This is a genomic window from Pseudarthrobacter sp. rb, assembly GCF_056389225.1.
In genome coordinates, this window is sequence record NZ_JBWJAR010000001.1 from 62074 (window position 1) to 80675 (window position 18602).

The window sequence follows — 18602 nt, forward strand, 5'->3', positions numbered from 1 at the left end:
GTGCGAGGGAGCAGTACCCGAAAGCGGAGTTCGCAGGCTGCGTCGTGCTTACTGAAGAGCGCTACTACCCGCGGACCGGTAAGACCGAACTCGGCGTTCCGAAATGGGCCTGCCAGAGCGCAGGGTGCCGCCACTACTGGTGGTGACCGCACCGGGTTTCTACGCCTCGCCGACCTCGTAGACGCTCCCCAACGCAGGGAAGTGAATCAGAGTCCGCAAGACCGGTTTGCCGGTTGCAGCGAGAACCGCGCCCCGGTAGGCCGCCATTTGGCCTAGGTACTTTTCGCGTATGTGGCCTTCGGGATCGGTGCCCGGATAAGTCTTGTGATCTACAAGCACGTATCCCTCCGGCCCCTCAAGCAAGAGGTCGATCCATCCCTCCATCACCCTGTTCTCCGGCCGCCAACCAATTGCTGCCTCGCGATGCCGAATCCAGCCGGGGAACTTCGAGTTCAGGTAGTTCTCGAAGCGGGTTCCCGACGTCACGAGCAGATCCGGGTCGATCAGATGCCCGATTTTCCAGCGCCCAATGATTCGTTCCGCAAGGTCCAGCTGCTGTCTGGTGTCGAGGGCGTTATATGCCGTGCCGAGGTAGGCATGGACGGCGCTGCCCACGGCGCCCCATTCCTCCGCACCATGGTCTGCCAGAGGGAAGCCCAGCTCTGCGGCCGAGGATATCTTTGCTTGATCACCCTCGGAACCCTCGGAACTGGCAGTTAGGCGCGACGGCAAATGCTGGGCGGGGGGCAGCTGCGTCGGCGCGTCGGTGAACTGCGCGCCCCACCCAGGTACGGCTACAGCCTGAGACGCAGGCTCCAGCGTCGCCACCCGTGCGGAAAAAGCACCGCTGCCGGCTACGTTCAGGGTCCCCGAAGTGCCTGATGACTCGGGGTCCTCGAACCGGCCGGCTTCGGAGCCGGGGGCTTCGGGGACCTGACCTGCGGACCAGGACAGAAGGGACTCAACGCCGAGGTTATTCAGCAACCCTGGAACATTGCCCTTGCCGGTCAGCACATTGGTTTCCACTGCCCGGGTCATACCGACGTACATCAGGCGGGACATGTTCCGACGTTCGCGTTCCTCAGCGTTCAACGCCTCCTGGCTTTCCTTGCCGCGGGCGTCGAGCGGTGAGCCCGCATAAGGGAAAGGGCTGGGCCAGAAGCGGATCCAGCGCCCGGCTAGGGGTTGCTCAAGATTGAGTGATCCATCCTGCTCCACGGCGGCACCGAATGCCGCGAACCGCAGGTCCTTGTCCAGCGCTTCCATTACCACGACTGGCCACTCCAGCCCCTTGGCCTTGTGGTACGTGAGGACATTGACGACGTCCGGGCCGGCGTTCTCGGCTGACTGGTGCTGTTCCGAACTGAGAAAAGTCAGGAAACCCCGCAAGGTGGCAGGTGAGCGGAGAGCCAAGCAGTGCTCGTAGTAGTCCTCAAGGATGCCTCGGAAAGCGTCTAGGTTGCGCAGCCGGGTGGCAGGCACAGACCACGAGCTGATGAGCCGCGGAAGATCGAGTACACCGACCACAGCTTCGAAGATTTCCGTGGGTGTGGCCGTTCTGGCCTGCGTGCGCAAGGCGTCAAGCGAGGTCAGCAGAGGGTCCGCGTTCCAGTCTTCAAGTACCGCGGCCGGGTCGGCAGCGGACAAAAGATGCTGCTGCCACTTCCCATTGGCGTGATGGGCCGGATGGAGGGCGACGATTTCGGTGAGGGCGACGGTGTCGTAGCCGTCCGAGACGTAGGCCATTCCGGCGCGAGTTAGCTGGATCTCGCGGGCCTCGGCGAGCCTGCGCGGATTGCGGCTTGCCCGGATGCCCAAGCCGTCGAGGGCAGCCGAGAGCGCCTCCACGTCGGCGTTTGACCGCGTTAGTACCGCAACGTCGCTTGGTCGTATCTCCGGACGGCGCAGCAGGAAATCAGCGACCCCGGCCGCTGTTGCGCGCAAGCGTTCGGCGTCGTTGGTTTGGGGACGTGTCCAGGCCTCCAGGCTTCCGGCTGACCAACCTTTGTGGTCTTCCGGCAGCTCCAGGTGAACGGTCTCGCGTGGCATTCCGTGCTTTGCGAAGACGGGTTCGAAAACGGCATTGGACACGTCGACGACAGTCTGGTGGGAGCGCCAAGAATGCGACAATTGCCGTCTTGTTGGCACGCGATCCACGACCGCCTGCATCAGGTCTGGATCGGTGCCACGGAATTCATAAATCGACTGCTTCGGATCGCCAACCCACACGGCCTCCTTCACCAAGCGGCTGAGCTGGAGGAACAGCTCAAGCTGCAGCGGGCTGGTGTCCTGGAACTCGTCGACAACCAGGAAGCTGATGCGGCTCGCGAACGATGCTCGGAAGGCTGGGCTGTTCTGGGCCAGCTCGAGGACGAGAGTCTCTTGGTCCACGAAGTCCATAAGTCCATGAAGTCGTTTGAACTCGGCGTAGGTGGTGAGGCATTCAGCGGCGCAGGCAAAGATACGCCGGATATATTGCTCCAAGTCCGAGTGGAACGCCGGGTTGGAGAGTAACCCCTCGTGAATGCGTTCCCGCAGGTCCCAAAAGATGGCTTTGATGGGGGCAGCAGGTGCTGACGGGATGAACCCACGCCAGATCTCCCACATAGTCTCATCCATGCTGACTGCCTGGTCGATCTTCTGGATCACTTTGGGATACTGCTCTATGAAACCCTTCGTCGTGATTTTCGCGGCCTTGCCGTCCGGGCCGATTCCCGTTCTCGCGAGGGTGTCGAGCTGCGTCCGCCGCTCGAGGAGCTCCCGGTGCCACGTCTGCCGGTCGTCCTGGCCCGGCGCGTCCAGCAGTTCCCGCAGCCCGTGCCAGGAGCGCTCTGCACAGCCAACAAGATCATCGGCACTTAGGAGGTTGGTGCGGGCGGCGTCGACGACCCCGCGTACGGTCTCCTCCCACGGTTGGGCGTCACGTGCCCCGTTTCCGTCCGTTCCCATACGGCGCGCGATGGGCAGGATGTCGGTCCCATGCTCCGCGAGGATGACGTCAGTAGCCAGGTGGAAGATTCCCTGGAGTTGTTCCTCACCGATTACTTCGAGCGCGGGGGAGAGCCCGGCGTCGATTGCGTGTTCCTGGAGAAGTTTTCCGCAGACGCTGTTGACGGTCCCGATCAGGCTCGCAGGCAGTTGCTGGGCTGCGCGCTGCAGTGACGCCGCGAGACCAGCGTCCTTCGTGGCGGTTCCGGACTGTTCCAGAAGCCGCGCACCAATTCGCTCCTTCAGCTCACCTGCTGCCTTCTTAGTGAAGGTTGTCGCCATGACTGCGCCAGCCGGCAGTCCGTCCTCGATCTTTTCCGCGATGACCTGGGTGAGATGGAAGGTCTTTCCGGTTCCGGCACTTGCCGAGACCATAGTGACGTTGTCCAGCAGGTTCATGAAAAGTCCCCCTTTAATCCGCAAAGCACGCCGAAGTCGCAGAAACGGCAGGGTGGCTTGACGTGGTGTCGTCCAGCATCAGCGTCCATCTGAGCACGGTCCGGAGCGTCTTCGGCTCGGGTGTCGTCGGCTGGCTGTGTTGCCGTGATCCGGCCGGCGAGGACTTCCTCAATGGTGAATTCCGCCGCGGCCACCGCCTGCATCCAAAGCTGGGCGGGCTCGACGGCCCGGGGCAGTTGGGTACCGAAGTGCGGGTGGGACGAGGCAAATGCACCCTGTTTGAGCAGGTAAAACGCTGTCGGGTCATCGGGCGGGGCATCGCCGGGATGAAGGGCCCACTGGTAGAGGGCCAGCTGCAGCGCGGTACCTTGCTGGATTTCCTCGCGGCGGTACTTGGCGTTGTTGGTCCACTTAAGGTCGACGACGACGGTGCGGCCTTCGGTGTCGATGCCCACCGCGTCTGCACTGCCCTTCACGGCGACGCTGAAATCTTTGCCCTCTGCGGAGAGCCGGAGGTCTTTCTCGAATTCGTGCTCCATGCTTTGGAGCACGATGCCGCCGCGCGAGAGTTGGCTGAAGAACGTGCTGATCGAGGCCACGAGGGTTGCCGTGATTGCGGACCGTCGGCGGGACTGGCCTGGCAACAGCAAGTCCGAGGCGAAGTGCGGCATCAGTTCGTCAATGGTCAGGCGGATTTCTGCTTCCTCCGGAACTGCCCGGGTTTGCCCTTCAAGGTGCTGGTGGAGAACCTCCACTACTTTGTGCGCGAAGGTCCCAAGCATTTGGTTGTCTGTGGGGATGCTGGCGGCATCGGCCACGCTCAGCTTTGACTTCTTCTCGAGTACCCAAGCGAGTGAACATCCGAGCAACGTCGTGAGCTGGCTGAAGGACAGGCGCTCCGGTCGAAGCGAGGGGCTCGGACCAACTTCGTGGACGGGCGCGGGCGGGAGGGGCAAGTGCTGATCCAGGGGGACCAGTTGGGTGCTCCGATCAGCGAAGTGCCAGTGGCCATCTGGACCCGTAAGTTCGGCCGGCGTGGTGCTCAGCTTGGCGAGGCGCGCGGAAAGCGACTCTTCAGCGGCCCCTGCATGCAGGGAAGGCTGGGCGGCGACAAGCGTCTCAAGGAGCGGGTTGCCTTCGGTGCGTTCGCCAAGGAGTTGTTCTACTTGGACGATGACCAGTTGCCGGCAACGGCTGGCGGCGGCGAGCGTCTGCTGGATCGATAGGGCTGCAAGGTGTTCCGGCGAGGGCAGGTCCACGCCCACCCGGCCGAGGGTTTCGACGTCTTGCGCTTCCCAGCGGCGCCCATGGCCAGTGGGTTCATTGCGGAAACCCCACCAGAGCACATTGTTGACGTCGTCACCAAGTTCGTTGAGGTGGTTGAGCCGCAGCCAAGGGCTGGCTTCCGCGGCGATCAAGGGGTTGCGCGTCGGCGTCACGACGGCGGAGATGATGCGCCGCAGCTCGCGGCGGGAGACTTCCTGAAGGGGCGCCACAAGCTCCAGAACCCGCTGAAGTTGGGCGGCCGCGGACTGGAAAGCGGGGTCGACGGCCGCCCGGGCACGCAGCCGACCGGCGAGCCACACCGCAGTCTCTGCCAGAGTGGCTCCGCTGGTGACTTCCCCTTTGATAAGCCCGGTGTTGAAAGTGCGGTCAAGAACCATAGCCAGCTCGGACCCGAGTGTGTGGTCTTGGGCGATCTCCTCGATGGCTTTCTCCCAAGCTTCACCTCCGAGCCCGGGTGCCTGCTGGAGCGCATGCAGGAGGTGGCTCGCTGCCCGTCGTTTGACCGGGCTGGCGGGGAGGGACAGGAATTCAGCCAAGAGTCGGACGTCGGCCGGGGCCCAGATGAGCTCGAAGAACAGGGGAATTATTTGGTCCTGTGTGCGCCAAGGGGAGCGGGCGCCGACCCCTAAGCGTGGCAGCGAATGCTTGACGAGATACTGGTCAAGGACGGAGGTGCTGTCCGAGCACACCACCGCGGTGCTGGCGTTGTCGCCGCTGGCAAGCCACCGCGCTGCATGCTCAGCTGCCTCCCATTCGGTTTCGGCCGTCAGGACCGTCAGGTGTGGCTGGGCGGTGACCGGCCGTGCTTCGCTGACATGGATCCCATGCCCGCGAAGTTTGGCGATGATACGTTGCCAGATCCTGGGGAAAGATGCCTCAGCTTGGTGGAGGATCAGCTGTTCGATCCCGAGGGGCAGGGGAGTGACGAGGGCTTCGAGCAATTCCGAGGTGTCGTCTGCGAGCGAGGGGGCAAGGTATCCAGGGGCACGTTCCGCAGCGGCGAGCGTGCGAAGCAACGGCGAAGGATCCGGCAGGTCGGGACCAGGTTGCGGGAGCGTCCCGTCCCAGCCGTTGCTAACGGCATCGTCCCGGGCCTCGAGGAGCTCGCTCGCGGTTGACCATGGGTCCACAGTGAAGGAGGCATGAAACCATTGGCTGGGGGTGTCTATGGAGCGCAGGCGCTGAAGATACTGGCCGATGCGCTCAGCATGCGGGGTGTCGGGACGGGTGATGCCCAAGCGCGTCTGCAGCAGTGTGGTCAAACCTTTACGGCCCACCCGCACGTGGTTGAGCCCCGGCTCGGTGTAAGCCCATGGCGCCCGGTCCAGATGCCAACCGAACTCAATCTTCATTTGTCCCCCATGTTCTGACTGCTGGTCGTTTCTACCACGCTACTGTCGGACGCTGACAAGTCGGTCTCATCGTCTGCACCCACTGTGACAAACGGAGCTTCTTTGCAGGTGAACAGGAACTCTTTGAGGCCCTGAGAGCGGGAGGGATGGCGCAAAAGCTTCATGGTCTTCGACTCGATTTGCCGGATGCGCTCCCGGGTAACGCCATAGACTCTGCCGATGGCATCCAGGGTCTTTTCCTCGCCGTCATCGATACCGAAGCGCATCGCAATGACGCCAGCCTCCCGTTCAGTCAGCGTGTCGAGGACCGCGTGCACTTGGGCCTTGAGCTGTTCCTTGGCGATCTGCTCAAGAACATCAATGTGCCAGGGATCGAGGAGCTGGTCGGCCAGCGGCTCCAGTCCGCCCCTGCCGTCCGGTACAAGGTAGTCCAGCGAACGCACGGGCTGGTTAAGCGCAAGTAGATGCTCCACTTTCTCAGCCGACTGGTCAGTCAGCTTGCCGAGTTCCTCAAGGCTGTATTCGAGGCCCTTCCGGGTAGCGTCACGCTGAATTGCCTGCACCTTGTGGATCTGCTCGACCATGTGGACCGGGAGCCGGATAGCCCGAGCCTGGTCGGCCAGCGCCCGGGTGACAGCCTGCCGGATCCACCACGTCGCATATGTGGAGAACTTGAAACCCAATGTGTAGTCAAACTTGCAGACTGCCCGGTGGAGGCCGATGTTCCCCTCCTGGATCAGGTCCAGCAGGTCCATGCCCTGATACACGTATTTCTTGGCGATGGAAATGACCAGCCGGAGGTTCGCCTCGAGCAGGGCGTCCGCGGCGCGTCCGCCGAGCAAGGCAATGGTGCGAAGTTCCCGGGATACTCTGCGGCCACGTGCGGTGCCGTCCGCCAGCAGGTGCGCAGCATAGAGGCCGGCCTCGATGTCCTTCGCGAGCTCCACTTCCTGCTCGGCTGTCAGCAGATCCGCGCGGCCTGCCCGCTGGAGGTAGTCAGACACCCCGTCGTCGCTGAAGCCCTCCAGCCCCTGGAGTTCCTCACTCCAGCCGGAGTCATCAAGATCAAACGACGTCGGCGCCCTCTCGTCGTCCTCCTCCACGGGAGGCTCCACCACCGGCTCCAGCTCACTGCCGATCTCCGGTCCAGCGCCATCCCCGGGCGTACCCGCCGCGGGCTCACCGGGCTCGGGCCGTGAAGCCTCTTCAGGGTTGGCCTGGCGGAGGAACTCCTGCAACCCGTCCTGGTCCGTCTTGATGTCGAAAAATCCCACGTTGCGGGCGAAGGGCAGGACCTTGCCCAGAAACTCCTCACCCTGGACGTCCGGATCCTCCACCGTGCCCTTGGAGTAGAGGACAACCAGGCGGCCGGGCCGCCCGTCGGCCTTCTTGCGGATAACGCGGCCGAGCCGCTGCACCATCTGCCGCTGGCTGCGGTTGGCTGCAACGATGATCCCGAGGTCGGCCTCCGGGACGTCGATGCCTTCATCGAGGAGCCGCGGCGCGGTGAGTACCTGTGATGCGCCGGTGCGGAAATCCTCCAGGCCCTGCCGGCGGTCGTCCTTGGCCATGCCGCTGAACACGGCCGACGCCGTCGATCCGAGGGACGTATACAGCTCCTGTGCCCGCCGGGCTGAGTCCTGGGTCTGCGTGAAGACCAAGGTCCCGCGGGACCCATCAACCGTTCCCTTCAGAGCTGCCAGCGCCAGGTACTTTGTCTTCGCTTCCGCCAGCAGGGTGAGCCGCGAGGACATTGCCCGCATGTACCTGCGCGCGATGGTCGCTTCCCGGCTGGGCGAATCCGAAGCGGCCAGCGCGGCCACGGCAGCGATGAATTGGGGGAAGGGCCGCCGCGGGATGCCGGCGTACGTCTCCAGGTTCCGCGCCGCCTCCACCATCACCGTCGAGAACTCGTCATAGTCATTCTGTTCCGACGGCGTCAGATCAACGCCGACCAAAGCGATGTCGAACGGGGCGATGACCTGGTCCTTCAACGCCCGGTCGTACCAGAGGTTGTAGATGACGCCGCCGAAGTAGGGGGTCAGGAGGTTCTCGTGCTCACCGTCCGCCCTTTCGAACGTGGCTGTCAGCCCAAGCCGCCAGGCGTACCCTTCTTGGAGGGCGCCGGTAAACATGGGTGCCGCATAGCGGTGGCACTCGTCAGCGATGATCAGTCCGGCCTTGTGAGAGCGGAGCGTCTCCCGGTTGGATGCGGAGTGAACGATGGCGACGAGGATGTCCACGTCATCGAGGGAATCGGACCGGCCGTCGCCAAGCGCACCCCGCCGTGCGGCAGGCAGGTCCCGGCGCAGGGAGACCAGCCATTGGCGCTGCAGCTCGGCTGTTGGCACCAGGATCAGGACTTTGATGCCCTGCCGGACTGCCTCGAAAGCGGCGGCGATCCCGACGCGCGTCTTGCCGGAACCGGTCACGGCCTCCACCACGCCGCGGCGCGCATTCGAGTGCCAAGCCTTCAGCGCCTCCTGCTGCCACGGATACAGGAAGGCGTAGTCGTACGAGGCAGGCACCGCCGCGGGCGGAGCCTGGACAGGCACCCGCGGAAGCGTCGCAATCGGGTGGGGCCCGGCGTCGGCTAGTTCTGGCATTTCATCCCCCATTGGACGGTTCTGATCTGGTGCCTGAAGAGTATTGCGAGGCACCGACAATTTAGGTGAGCAGCGCCACTAACCGTCTTCCAGCGCCGGCTTCCATGCTTGGCTTCGCGACAACGCAAGCCCCAGTTCGCGGCCGCCGGCCTCCTCCAGCAGCCCGGAATCACCCACAACGACCAGTAGGCTCCGCGCCCGGGACAACCCGACGTAGAGCTGTTCCCGGGCCCTGCCCATGTCCTTGAACCCGTTGACGCAAAGGACAACCACGGACCGCTCCAGGCCCTTGAACCCCAGCACATGCCCGTAGAACTCACCGTCGTTGGCGTGGAAGTCCCGCCAGTATTCCTCCGTGGCACCCCGGTTGAAGTAGTCCAAATGGATGGGGTGGCGGTCCTTCGTAGTGAGGAGCGCGATCTGGTTGTTCGCCCAGCCCTCGTCAATTAGGGCATCCACACAGTCATCGGCGACCTGGAGCGCCTCCTCGGTTGGGCAGTCCACGAAACGAACGGGCAGGCCGGTGCTGCCCCGGGGTGTGAAATACGCGCCGGCGAAGGGCTTGAAGGTCTCGGCGATTTTACGGGTATTGCGTAGGTTGTCGTCGATGTGGATGGGCACCAGCGTGGCCATCGGACCAATGGTGAGGTCCGCCGTCGCGCCTCCCCACCGCTGGTAGACGTCCTGCCGGTCATCCATAAAGGCGTAAACCTCACCGGCCTCGGGAGCGGTGGTGCAGGCGAGCAGCGCGTCCCACCACAGGGGTGCGAAGTCCTGCGCTTCATCGACGACGACGGCGTCCAGCCGCTCGCGCGGCGCCATCCCGGCTGCCAGTTCCTTCAGGAGGCGGGGCATCTCGACGTCGAAATAGTCCTGTCCCTGCCCATCGGGGACGCCGAGTCCGCGCACGTATTCGTGGAACTCGCCAGTGAACACCGGCTTGGCCTGTCGCCAGCTTGCGACGCGGTCCTGAAGGTACTGCCCCAAACCTTTGTTGTAGCAGAAGAGGCCCACTCGCTTGCCCTCTTTGCTGAGCATGCGGGCCTTTTCGACGGCGAGCCAGGTCTTTCCGCTGCCGGCGCCGCCGGTGAAGCGGATCCGGGGGAGCGCGCGGGTGGCCTGAAGCAGCACGGACTGGCGCTCAGTGAGATGGTCCTGCGCTGCCTCATCCTCCTGGGATGTGGTGGAAGGTACGACGGCGGTGTCCATGTTTCCGCCAAGCTTGCGGACGATGCGTTCCAGGAAGGCCGGGGCCAGCGGGGAGGCGCCGCCGCCCTCGATTTCAATGGCCTGGCGGACGAGTTCAGCCGGGGACTTGCTGTCGGTCTGGTCAAGGAGAAGTGACCGAGGGCAGCCAGCCATGGTCCAGTTCCGTGGCACGTCGGTATAGGGCAGGCTGACCATGTAGACGCAGCGGCTGCTCAGGCGCGCACCGAGCTGGTTCTCCAGCCAGTTCTTGAGGGCGTGGAGTGAGCTCTGCGACTGCGCCACGGGGCTTTGGATCTTGCGTCTCTGGGTGCGGTCCGACTGGTACCACTGCCCGTCCGTGATGCTGACCTGGCCGCCCTTGACCTCGATCGCAGCCATGCCAACGTTGGGCCAGAGGACCAGCAGGTCAATTTCGTATTCGTTCCGGCCGTCGCGGACATGGACCGAGTGGGCCAGGACGCAGTCATCGGGGACGCTGTTCCGCAGGGCGGTCCAGACGGCCTTCTCCGCGTGGTGTCCCTCGCCGAACTCCGGTTCTTCCGGAATGCACCTCATTGCGCCCTAACCTTGGTGTCCTGGAAGGCGGCCAACCCAATCTGGGCGCGGATGTCAGCAAGGTCCTGCGTATTCCGGTCGATCTGCTTCATCTGTTTCTTTTCGATGATCGAGGAAAGAATGCGATTCGCGATCGCAAAGCCCACCAGTGCGAAGGACGCCCAGCCCGCCGCGATGATAAATTCCGGCATGGTGAGGAACGCGTTCTTCAGGGCAATGACATTATTTAAGTTGCCCGTCAGGCCGTCCAGGATGTCATTCAAGGTGTCGGTGACGGGCTGGAAGAACGGTCCTGCAGACAGTTCAGGGCTCTGAAGCGTTGCATCTCTCCCGACCGACCAGCGCGGATCCATGAGGTGCGCAAGGATGTAGAAGACCACCGCGAGATTGGCCGCAGCAAAGGCCGCCGTACCTGCAGTGGCGGCGGTGACAAGCCTGGCGGCGATTGTCAGGGGAGTGGACACACGGCTTCCGAGTAGAAACAGGAAGCCGACAACCACCGCAACGGACAATACGAGATTCCTGAATGTGTCTACGCTGGCTCCGCTGAGCATTTCCATCACGGGTATCAATCTTTCCACTGCTGCGCATTGAAACGCGCACGGTTCTTAGGCTCCGGCCACAGCGGCGTGGCATTGCCGCGCTGAGTTCAGAAGTTGCTTCAGGTCACATTTGTATCAGCCGGCTCTGACATTATTCGCCAGCCTGGATCGCGCCTTCAGAAATGTCCTGAATTCGACCTGCGTCACTGCGTCCTAGAGTTCAATGGCCTCAAGCAGTTGCCGCCGGACTTCCTCAGCGGACTTCCCCAGGTCTACCGTAGCTACGGTGAACCGGTGGCCACCCGTGTAGAAGCTCTCCCGTATCGACCTCCCAACGGAGGCGTGCAGGAGCATGCCCTCCGCCGAGAGCGACAGTTCGTCCGCCGGGTTTTCCTGGGTTCGGACATACGTGTAAATCTGATAGAGGTAGCCGCTCTTAAATGTTTGACCGCCAAATTGGCCAGTAGTCAGAGCCGAGGTGAACTTCGTGTCAACGATGATTTTCCGGTTTATGCCTGGGTTCTCAAGCGTCATGTCAGTCTTCATTTTTGGAAGCAGTACGTGTACACCTGAAGTTTCGTTGCTTTCGTTCCAGGAGATGAATTGAGCCCTTCGCGTTTTCCAGCCAAGCTGGATAGCTGCAACTCCATAAAAACCGGCGACGGCCCGTTCGAAAAGGCTTCGGAATTCCGTGTCGCTGAGGTGTGCACGTCGGAGCCCTCCAGTTCCTTCGTCGTTTGGCAATGCCAGCTGCAGTGCCAGGCGAGCCGCGAGCAGTACGGCCCGGTCCTGGACATCGTTCCGAGAGAACCGAACGGTCGTGTCACGAACAGTCGACCGAGCGCCGGCGGCCCTGACGCCGAGATCGAATAACCGCCTAGCGTCGGTTCGGCAGCGGTGGCCCAGCGCTTTAGAGACGACCAGGGGGGCCAAAACCGTCAAAGCGGAATGAATCAGCCGATTCCTGGGCGTGTCCACGGTCAATTCCTCGAAGCGACATGCCACTTGCCCGCGGCTTAGCAGCTGATGAGATTCTGTACGCAAGACGTCGATTCGGCCCCGGACGCGCCTGAGGTCTTTTTCTGTAGAAGCAAACTCGGGGGTTAGGGGCTTCTTCAGGCGGTCTTCAACGCTTGCGACAAGTATTTCGCCCAGTAGGTCTGGGAGCCGCTCGGGGTAATCTTCAATGCCGCTTAGCGACGTGCCTCCAGCCTTGTAAAACTCGGAAGCGTACAGCAAAAGCAACCAAATGTTCCTGACTGGAATGCGGGTGTTTCCGGAAACGACCACGAAAGCGTCCGGATCCATTGCTAACTAAGACCCTCCACGAGCTTTGACACTTCACCCTCGACTAATAACGGATCTTCGAACCAATATTCCTTGAGCGTGGGAGCAATTTCTGTTGTTACAACCGTTCGGAACCAGCTGACGTATGAATCCACGCGCTCCTCTGCAGGCGGCGTCACGAAGCTGTGGCCGAGCATAAACTCTGGACCCAGCGTCGCATCGTCCCGGATGGCTACGTTCAAAGTCTCAAAGCGGCTGCGGATGCTTACGAGCTGCTCTATTTCAACGTTGTGTTTGGTTTGCATCCACTGCAACCAGCTGTCGTTCAAGGCAGGTGCTAGCGAAACGAAGCCAAATCGGCGGCGGAACGCCAGATCCATAATGGCAAGGGAACGGTCCGCGAGATTCATCGTGCCGATGATGTAGAGATTGCTGGGCACATGGACCGTCTCGTCGGATGCACGCGGATAAGCAAGATGGAGAGCTTCCCGGGGAGAGCGCTTCCCGGCCTCGATGAGAGTGAGTAGCTCACCGAAAACCTGGACGGGGTTGCCCCGGTTGATTTCTTCTATGAGAACGACGTGAGGCACCTCTGGGGCTGCGTTTGCGCGCTCAACCATCTCAAGGAAAGGCCCATTCACCAAGGTCAACTTGCCGTCAGAGCCGGGACGCCACCCTCGTACGAAGTCTTCGTACGACATGTTTGGATGGAACTGCACGGCCCGGATAGCCGACTTCAGGTCTCTACTGCCGATCAATGCGTAAGCCAGTCGTCGCGCCAGCCAGGTCTTGCCCGTCCCGGGAGGGCCTTGAAGGATGATGTTTTTCTTCGACCGCCAGCGCGCCAGAATGTCCGTCAGCTCCGTTTCAGACACGAAGCATCCGTCGAGGACGATGTCGGAGACTGTATAGGGCTTAGTCGGGGAAGCTGGTGCCAACTCCACCGGATTTTTGTCCTCCTCCTCCTCACTCGAATCGGTCCGCCCGGACGGGTCCAGAAACGCGGTCCACGAGAGCTCCGGGAAGGAATGCACCGGATATTCGGGGTCATCGAACTTGGCTACCAGAGTGTCCAATATGTCCAGGTACCGGCTGCCGTCCGCCTGGAACAAGTTGCCGTCCAACATCAGAGCAGTCTTAAGGTAATTTCGCGACTGGCCGTCTAGGGGCAAGAAGTTCCAAGGGCGGATCCAAAAGAGGCCCATACTCAGTTTCCCGCCGACACCCCGAATACCGCGGGCACGGTCGTAGGCTTCGGCAAACCTAATTCGCGTTTGATCCTCAGAGGAGTTGGCCAGGTGAAGCGCTGCCTCAAAAGCGTCCCATAGCGCATCGATATCACCAGGCGCCCGTTCAGGCTTATAGGAAAAGAACCAAGAGTTCTGATTGTTTAGCAGTGGTATTGCATCGAAAGCAGTAGGCGGAGGCGTTGACACGCCCAAGGCTTTGGCCCAGTCTCCGGCCAAAGCCGTACGTTTCGAATGGGTAATCCCGCGGTTGAAGGATCCAAAGAGAGTGAACGGGCAGATATCGTCAAGCGGCATGGAAACACCGTTCTCATCCTTGTCCGTCAGGTAGTTAAGATTCTCGTGACGCGTCTGGAGGTTCTGAAGAGCTGCCAGGAGCTCGCCCCGACGATCCTTATATGAAAGCAACGCAGTGGCCAGCTCTTCATAAAACGGCGTCCACTGGAAGTCCTCTTCGGGACTCGGGTCCTCATCGCCAAACCGTTTGGACCAGGCTGCATCGTTGCGGAACCTGCTGATGTCCTGCTGCTCATTGTCAAAGGCGAAGCGGATCAGCGCTTCGCTCATCCAGCTCCCGGCGGCCACCTTCCAAATGGTTGCCCGTCCCGTGTAGAAGTACCATTCGCGGGGTTGCTCCAGCGGGTTCCAGTCCACGTCGACCCTGCGGCCATCGCCGTGGTTTCGCGTGACACGTCCCGTTGCCTTGATGGCCATGGTTGAGACGAGGTGGCCCCGGGTGTCGAAAGGGACGCCGTGCTTCCGCACGTAGCTCGCCTTTATCGCGATGCGGTCGCCAGGGCGCATGGATTTCACGACGTCGAGGTGGCGGTCCTCAAAACCATTCTCCCAGATTCCTTCAGCCAGAAACCGGGCAGTTTGGTCCTGGGGATCCCGATCCGAGAAAAACGCTCCGACGAACCAGTTCTGTTTCGGGGTATTTACCTCTTCTGACAACATGCCTCGGGAACTCCTGTGTTCATGTAACGGCCCGGTCGGGCCAAAGATCATTAGACCACCACGCCGGGCAATCTTGAATGAACGACGCTTTGAGGTCTTTCGTATCGTTTGCAGTCTTGCACGCTAACCTGGCCCAGTGACTAATTCCATTGGGGGCGTGGCGGCGGAGCAGCTGCCCGAAGGCTTGTACGAATTATTGACAACGGACCTACTTCGCCAGCGTTTGGGCCGCAACGTAGAACTGCAGCCCCTGTTCGTGGATGTCGAAGACGATGACGTCCCTGATATCCTCTCCCGTCATGTCGCCGACGTCGTTCGTGACGCTCTCACCTCCGCCCCGCCGGCTGCCAGAGTCGCCCTGGCCAACGGGCTGCTCGAAGCGTTGCAGCAAACGGACCGCATCGTAGACGGCCCCACAGTGCTCCAGTCGCTTCATCGCCCGGACACTCTCAAGCGCCGGCAACTCCGCCGGCCCACCACGAGGTTGTCCGATTCCGCGCTTCTCACAAACAGCAAGGACGACCCCAACCTCGCCGCCGAGCTTCGGGCGGAGATGGAGTCCGCCAATACGGTTGACCTTCTCTGTGCCTTCGTTCGGTGGACTGGCCTGAGGCTCCTGGAGCCAGCCCTTGAGCAGCTCAAGGAGCGCGGCGCCAAGCTCCGGGTCATCACCACAACTTACATGGGCGCCACCGAACGCCGCGCCATTGACGAGCTCGTCAACCGGTACGGGGCCGAGGTAAAGATCAGCTATGAAACGCAGGCAACTCGGTTGCATGCCAAAGCCTGGCTGTTCCGCCGCAACACGGGTTTCGACACCGCCTACGTCGGCAGCTCTAATCTGAGCCAGGCTGCACTCCTGGACGGGCTGGAATGGAACGTCCGGCTTAGTTCCGTCGCAACACCCGCCCTCCTGCAGAAGTTTGAGGTCACCTTCGACAGCTACTGGGAGCAGCGGGCTTTTCAGAGCTATGATCCGGAGCGTGACGGCGAAAAGCTGGACGCTGCGTTGGAACGAAACGGCGGCCGTCGAACAGCGGCGCCGGATGCAACCACCGGTCTTGAGGTTCAGCCGTTCCTTCACCAGGAGGAGATGCTGGAGGACCTGGAAGCTGAGCGCCTAAAAGGCTTCAATCACAACCTCCTGGTCGCGGCCACCGGCACCGGGAAGACGGTTGTCGCGGCCTTGGACTACAAACGGCTCCGGGAAGCTGCCGGAAGCGACCTCAAACTACTCTTCGTCGCCCATCGCCAGGAGATCCTGAAGCAAGCGATGCGCACCTACCGCGACGTCATGCAGGACGGCGCCTTCGGTGAGCTCTACGTGGGGGAGCACAGGCCGCAGGAGTGGAAGCACATCTTCGCGTCCGTCCAGTCGCTGTCTTCCCTCGGCATCGAGCAGCTGGAGCCTGGCTTCTTCGACGTCGTCGTTATCGATGAGTTCCACCATGCCATGGCGCCCACCTACCGTCGCCTGATTGATCACCTGCACCCGCAGCAGCTCCTCGGGCTCACCGCCACGCCGGAACGCGGCGACGGCGTCGACGTTGCCAAGCAGTTCTTCGACGGCCGGACCGCCAGCGAACTGCGGCTCTGGGACGCCCTGGACGCCGACCTGCTCGTGCCGTTCCACTACTTCGGCGTCTCGGACGACGTCGACCTGAGTCAGTTGGAGTGGAAGCGTGGCAACTACGACACCACCCAGTTGAGCGCCCTCTATACGGGCAACGACGCCCGCGCCGCCAAGGTGATCCGCGAACTCCGGGACAAGGTCACCAGCACGGACCAGATGCGGGCCATCGGCTTCTGCGTCTCCGTCCAGCACGCCCGCTATATGGCGGAGGTGTTCAACCGGGCGGGCATTGCCTCCGTCGCCGTCGACGGGACTACTGACAATGCTGACCGGGAGGAAGCCCTCAGCCGTCTGGGGCAGAGGGAGGTCAACTGCATCTTCGCCGTCGACCTCTTCAATGAAGGCCTGGACCTCCCTCAGGTGGACGCCATCCTGCTGCTCCGGCCCACGCAGAGCGCCACGGTCTTCCTTCAGCAGCTGGGACGCGGGCTGCGCCGTGCGGAGGGCAAAGCGGTGCTGACGGTCCTGGACTTCATCGGACAGCAGCGCCGTGAGTTCCGCTTTGATCTGCGCTACCGGGCGCTGACCGGCTACGGCCGCAAGGAGCTGGAGAAGGCCGTCGAGGACGAGTTCCCCTACCTGCCGTCCGGCTCGCAGATCGTGCTGGACCGGGTGGCGCAGAAGGTGGTGCTGGACAACATCAAGGCACAGTTGCGGTTCAACCGGGCGCAGTTGGTCCGGGACATCGCCTCGTGTGCCGAGACCGAGCTGGAGGCTTATCTGGAGCGGTCGGGGAATGACATGAAGACGATCTACCGGTCCACCAGGGACTCATGGACCGGCTACCTCCGGCAGGCTGGGCTGATCGAAGGACTCTCACCCCTGGAGACCGTGCTGCGGGGGAAGCTCGAGGAGCTGTCGGACGCGGAGGAAAAGAAGCTTCTGGGCCGCATGGCCGCGCTGATTCACGTGGACGATCCGGAACGCGCCGCCGCCTATTCGATGCTGGTTGCCCCCGACGCGCCCCGCTACGCGGACCTCGGCATGCGTGAGAAGGCTTTCGCGCGGATGCTTTTCTTCACGCTGTGGGATGACGGCGGAGGATTCAAGACGTACGACGACGGCCTGGACCACCTGCGCGGCTACCAGTTTGTGTGCCGCGAGATCCGCCAGGTGGTCAAGCTTGGCGTGGCCGCATCAAAACATGCAGCGAAAAGCCTGGGCGCAGGGCTGCAGCACATCCCGTTGCTGTCGCACGCCACCTACAGACGGGAGGAGGTTTTGGCGGCCCTGCACTACGGCTCGCTGGAGCAGGGGAAGAACGTGCAGCACCGGGAGGGCGTCGCTTGGTGCTCGGCCACGTCCACCGATGCCTTCTTTGTCACTCTGAACAAGGACGACAAGAAGCACTCCGCGACCACAATGTACAAGGACTACGCCATCAGCCCGGAGCTGTTTCACTGGGAGTCGCAGAACGCGACCTCACCCAGAAGTCCCACAGGACGCCGCTATCTTGACCGGGCTTCGCACGGTTCGAAGGTTCTGATCTTCACCAGGGATACAGCGGACGACGAGACCGGGCTGACAGTTCCCTACACGTGCCTGGGTCAGGCGGACTACGTTCAGCACACTGGCGAGAAACCGATCGCCATAACTTGGAAGCTGCACCGGGCGATGCCCGCAGATGTATTCGCTACGGCGGCGGCGGTAGCTCAGTGAATCGATTGCACGGAAGTGTCCTATGCGTGAAAAAGCCTTGGGCACCTTGAGTGACGATGCCAGGATCCCTGATCACTCGAGTCCTCGAGGCCGATATTGTTCCTCATCCGGACGTCCGTTCTCCACTGTCGAGACACAAATGAATCCGGTAATCATTGAACCTGAACCAGACAGGCCTATACGAATGCCAACACATAGATGGAAGACGGGGCCAATATGTTCCGGTGGAGGCAGGGAGAGCGGGTTCGTATACGAAGGTCGTTCAGGCCGAACCTTGGCTCACCCGAACTCGGCTCAACAAGTATCTGACCAACACCATCTTAACCTCCAGGACCCGGAAAACGACGCTGATATTTCGATCTGTCGTCGGCCTTTACCTTGGTACGCGTTACACTGGCGTTCGCGCTGGCGACACGCGCCTTGAAGGTCCCGCAATTGATGCATGCCCGCTATTGGTGTCGTAGGTTGGTCAATGTTTCAATCTTCGACTTCCTTGGGAGAAAGATGGCGCCTTCGGCTGGCGCAAGCGACTCAAAATGGCAGTGTCCTGCTTGCAACAGAATCTTGGCGGCCAGACCTCTGGCTGGAAGGGTTACGAAGCATGCAAATAGCAAAGGAAATTTGTGTAGCGGTGTGGGTAAGGCGGCCGTAAACCTCTCGGCAAAAGCGGCACCAAGAGTTGGTCAGGGGGCTAGAGGAAGAGTTATAGCCCGTAAGAAAAGCCCGAAGCCCTCACCCCGACCGACGCTGCAAATAAAGCCATCAGAACGACCTGTCCCTGGAAACAGGGAACGTCCCGACACGCTTCCGAGTAGGAAGGCCACCGGCGGCTTCAGTCTGCCTAAGAACCGCATAAGAGACGAAGATCACTGGACGTTGTT

The 18602-nt window shown here is 61.9% G+C and carries 8 protein-coding genes; 1 reads left to right on the top strand and 7 read right to left on the bottom strand.

Annotation, left to right across the window (positions count from 1 at the left end):
• Positions 1-159: 159 nt before the first annotated feature.
• From ACWRN3_RS00320 to ACWRN3_RS00350, 7 genes are all read right to left on the bottom strand, one after another.
• Positions 160-3387 (bottom strand): UvrD-helicase domain-containing protein, encoded by a 3228-nt coding sequence (locus ACWRN3_RS00320; RefSeq protein WP_476739551.1) that lies wholly within the window; start codon positions 3385-3387, stop codon positions 160-162.
• Positions 3384-6026: a PD-(D/E)XK nuclease family protein gene (locus tag ACWRN3_RS00325; protein ID WP_476739552.1), complete on the bottom strand. Its 2643-nt coding sequence runs from the start codon at positions 6024-6026 to the stop codon at positions 3384-3386. Before ACWRN3_RS00325 ends, ACWRN3_RS00320 begins: the two co-directional genes overlap by 4 nt.
• Complete coding sequence (locus tag ACWRN3_RS00330) at positions 6023-8632, bottom strand: sigma-70 family RNA polymerase sigma factor (RefSeq protein ID WP_476739553.1); 2610 nt, start codon at positions 8630-8632, stop codon at positions 6023-6025. The genes ACWRN3_RS00325 and ACWRN3_RS00330 overlap by 4 nt, the downstream gene beginning before the upstream one ends.
• A 78-nt stretch (positions 8633-8710) precedes the next feature.
• Complete coding sequence (locus tag ACWRN3_RS00335; protein ID WP_476739554.1) at positions 8711-10396, bottom strand: NERD domain-containing protein; 1686 nt, start codon at positions 10394-10396, stop codon at positions 8711-8713.
• A complete protein-coding gene (locus ACWRN3_RS00340) occupies positions 10393-10959 on the bottom strand; it encodes a hypothetical protein (RefSeq protein WP_476739555.1) in 567 nt (188 codons plus the stop codon). The genes ACWRN3_RS00335 and ACWRN3_RS00340 overlap by 4 nt, the downstream gene beginning before the upstream one ends.
• A 192-nt stretch (positions 10960-11151) precedes the next feature.
• Positions 11152-12246, bottom strand: coding sequence for a 5-methylcytosine restriction system specificity protein McrC (locus ACWRN3_RS00345; RefSeq protein WP_476739556.1), 1095 nt, complete (start codon positions 12244-12246; stop codon positions 11152-11154).
• A gap of 2 nt (positions 12247-12248) precedes the next feature.
• Entirely contained in the window at positions 12249-14429 is a 2181-nt protein-coding gene (locus tag ACWRN3_RS00350) for an McrB family protein (RefSeq protein ID WP_476739557.1), read from the bottom strand.
• A 172-nt stretch (positions 14430-14601) separates the two neighbouring features.
• Between ACWRN3_RS00350 and ACWRN3_RS00355 the strand changes: the two genes are divergently transcribed.
• The gene (locus ACWRN3_RS00355) at positions 14602-17721 is read left to right on the top strand and encodes a DEAD/DEAH box helicase (protein WP_476739806.1); all 3120 of its coding nucleotides are present in this window, start codon (positions 14602-14604) and stop codon (positions 17719-17721) included.
• Positions 17722-18602 lie beyond the last annotated feature (881 nt).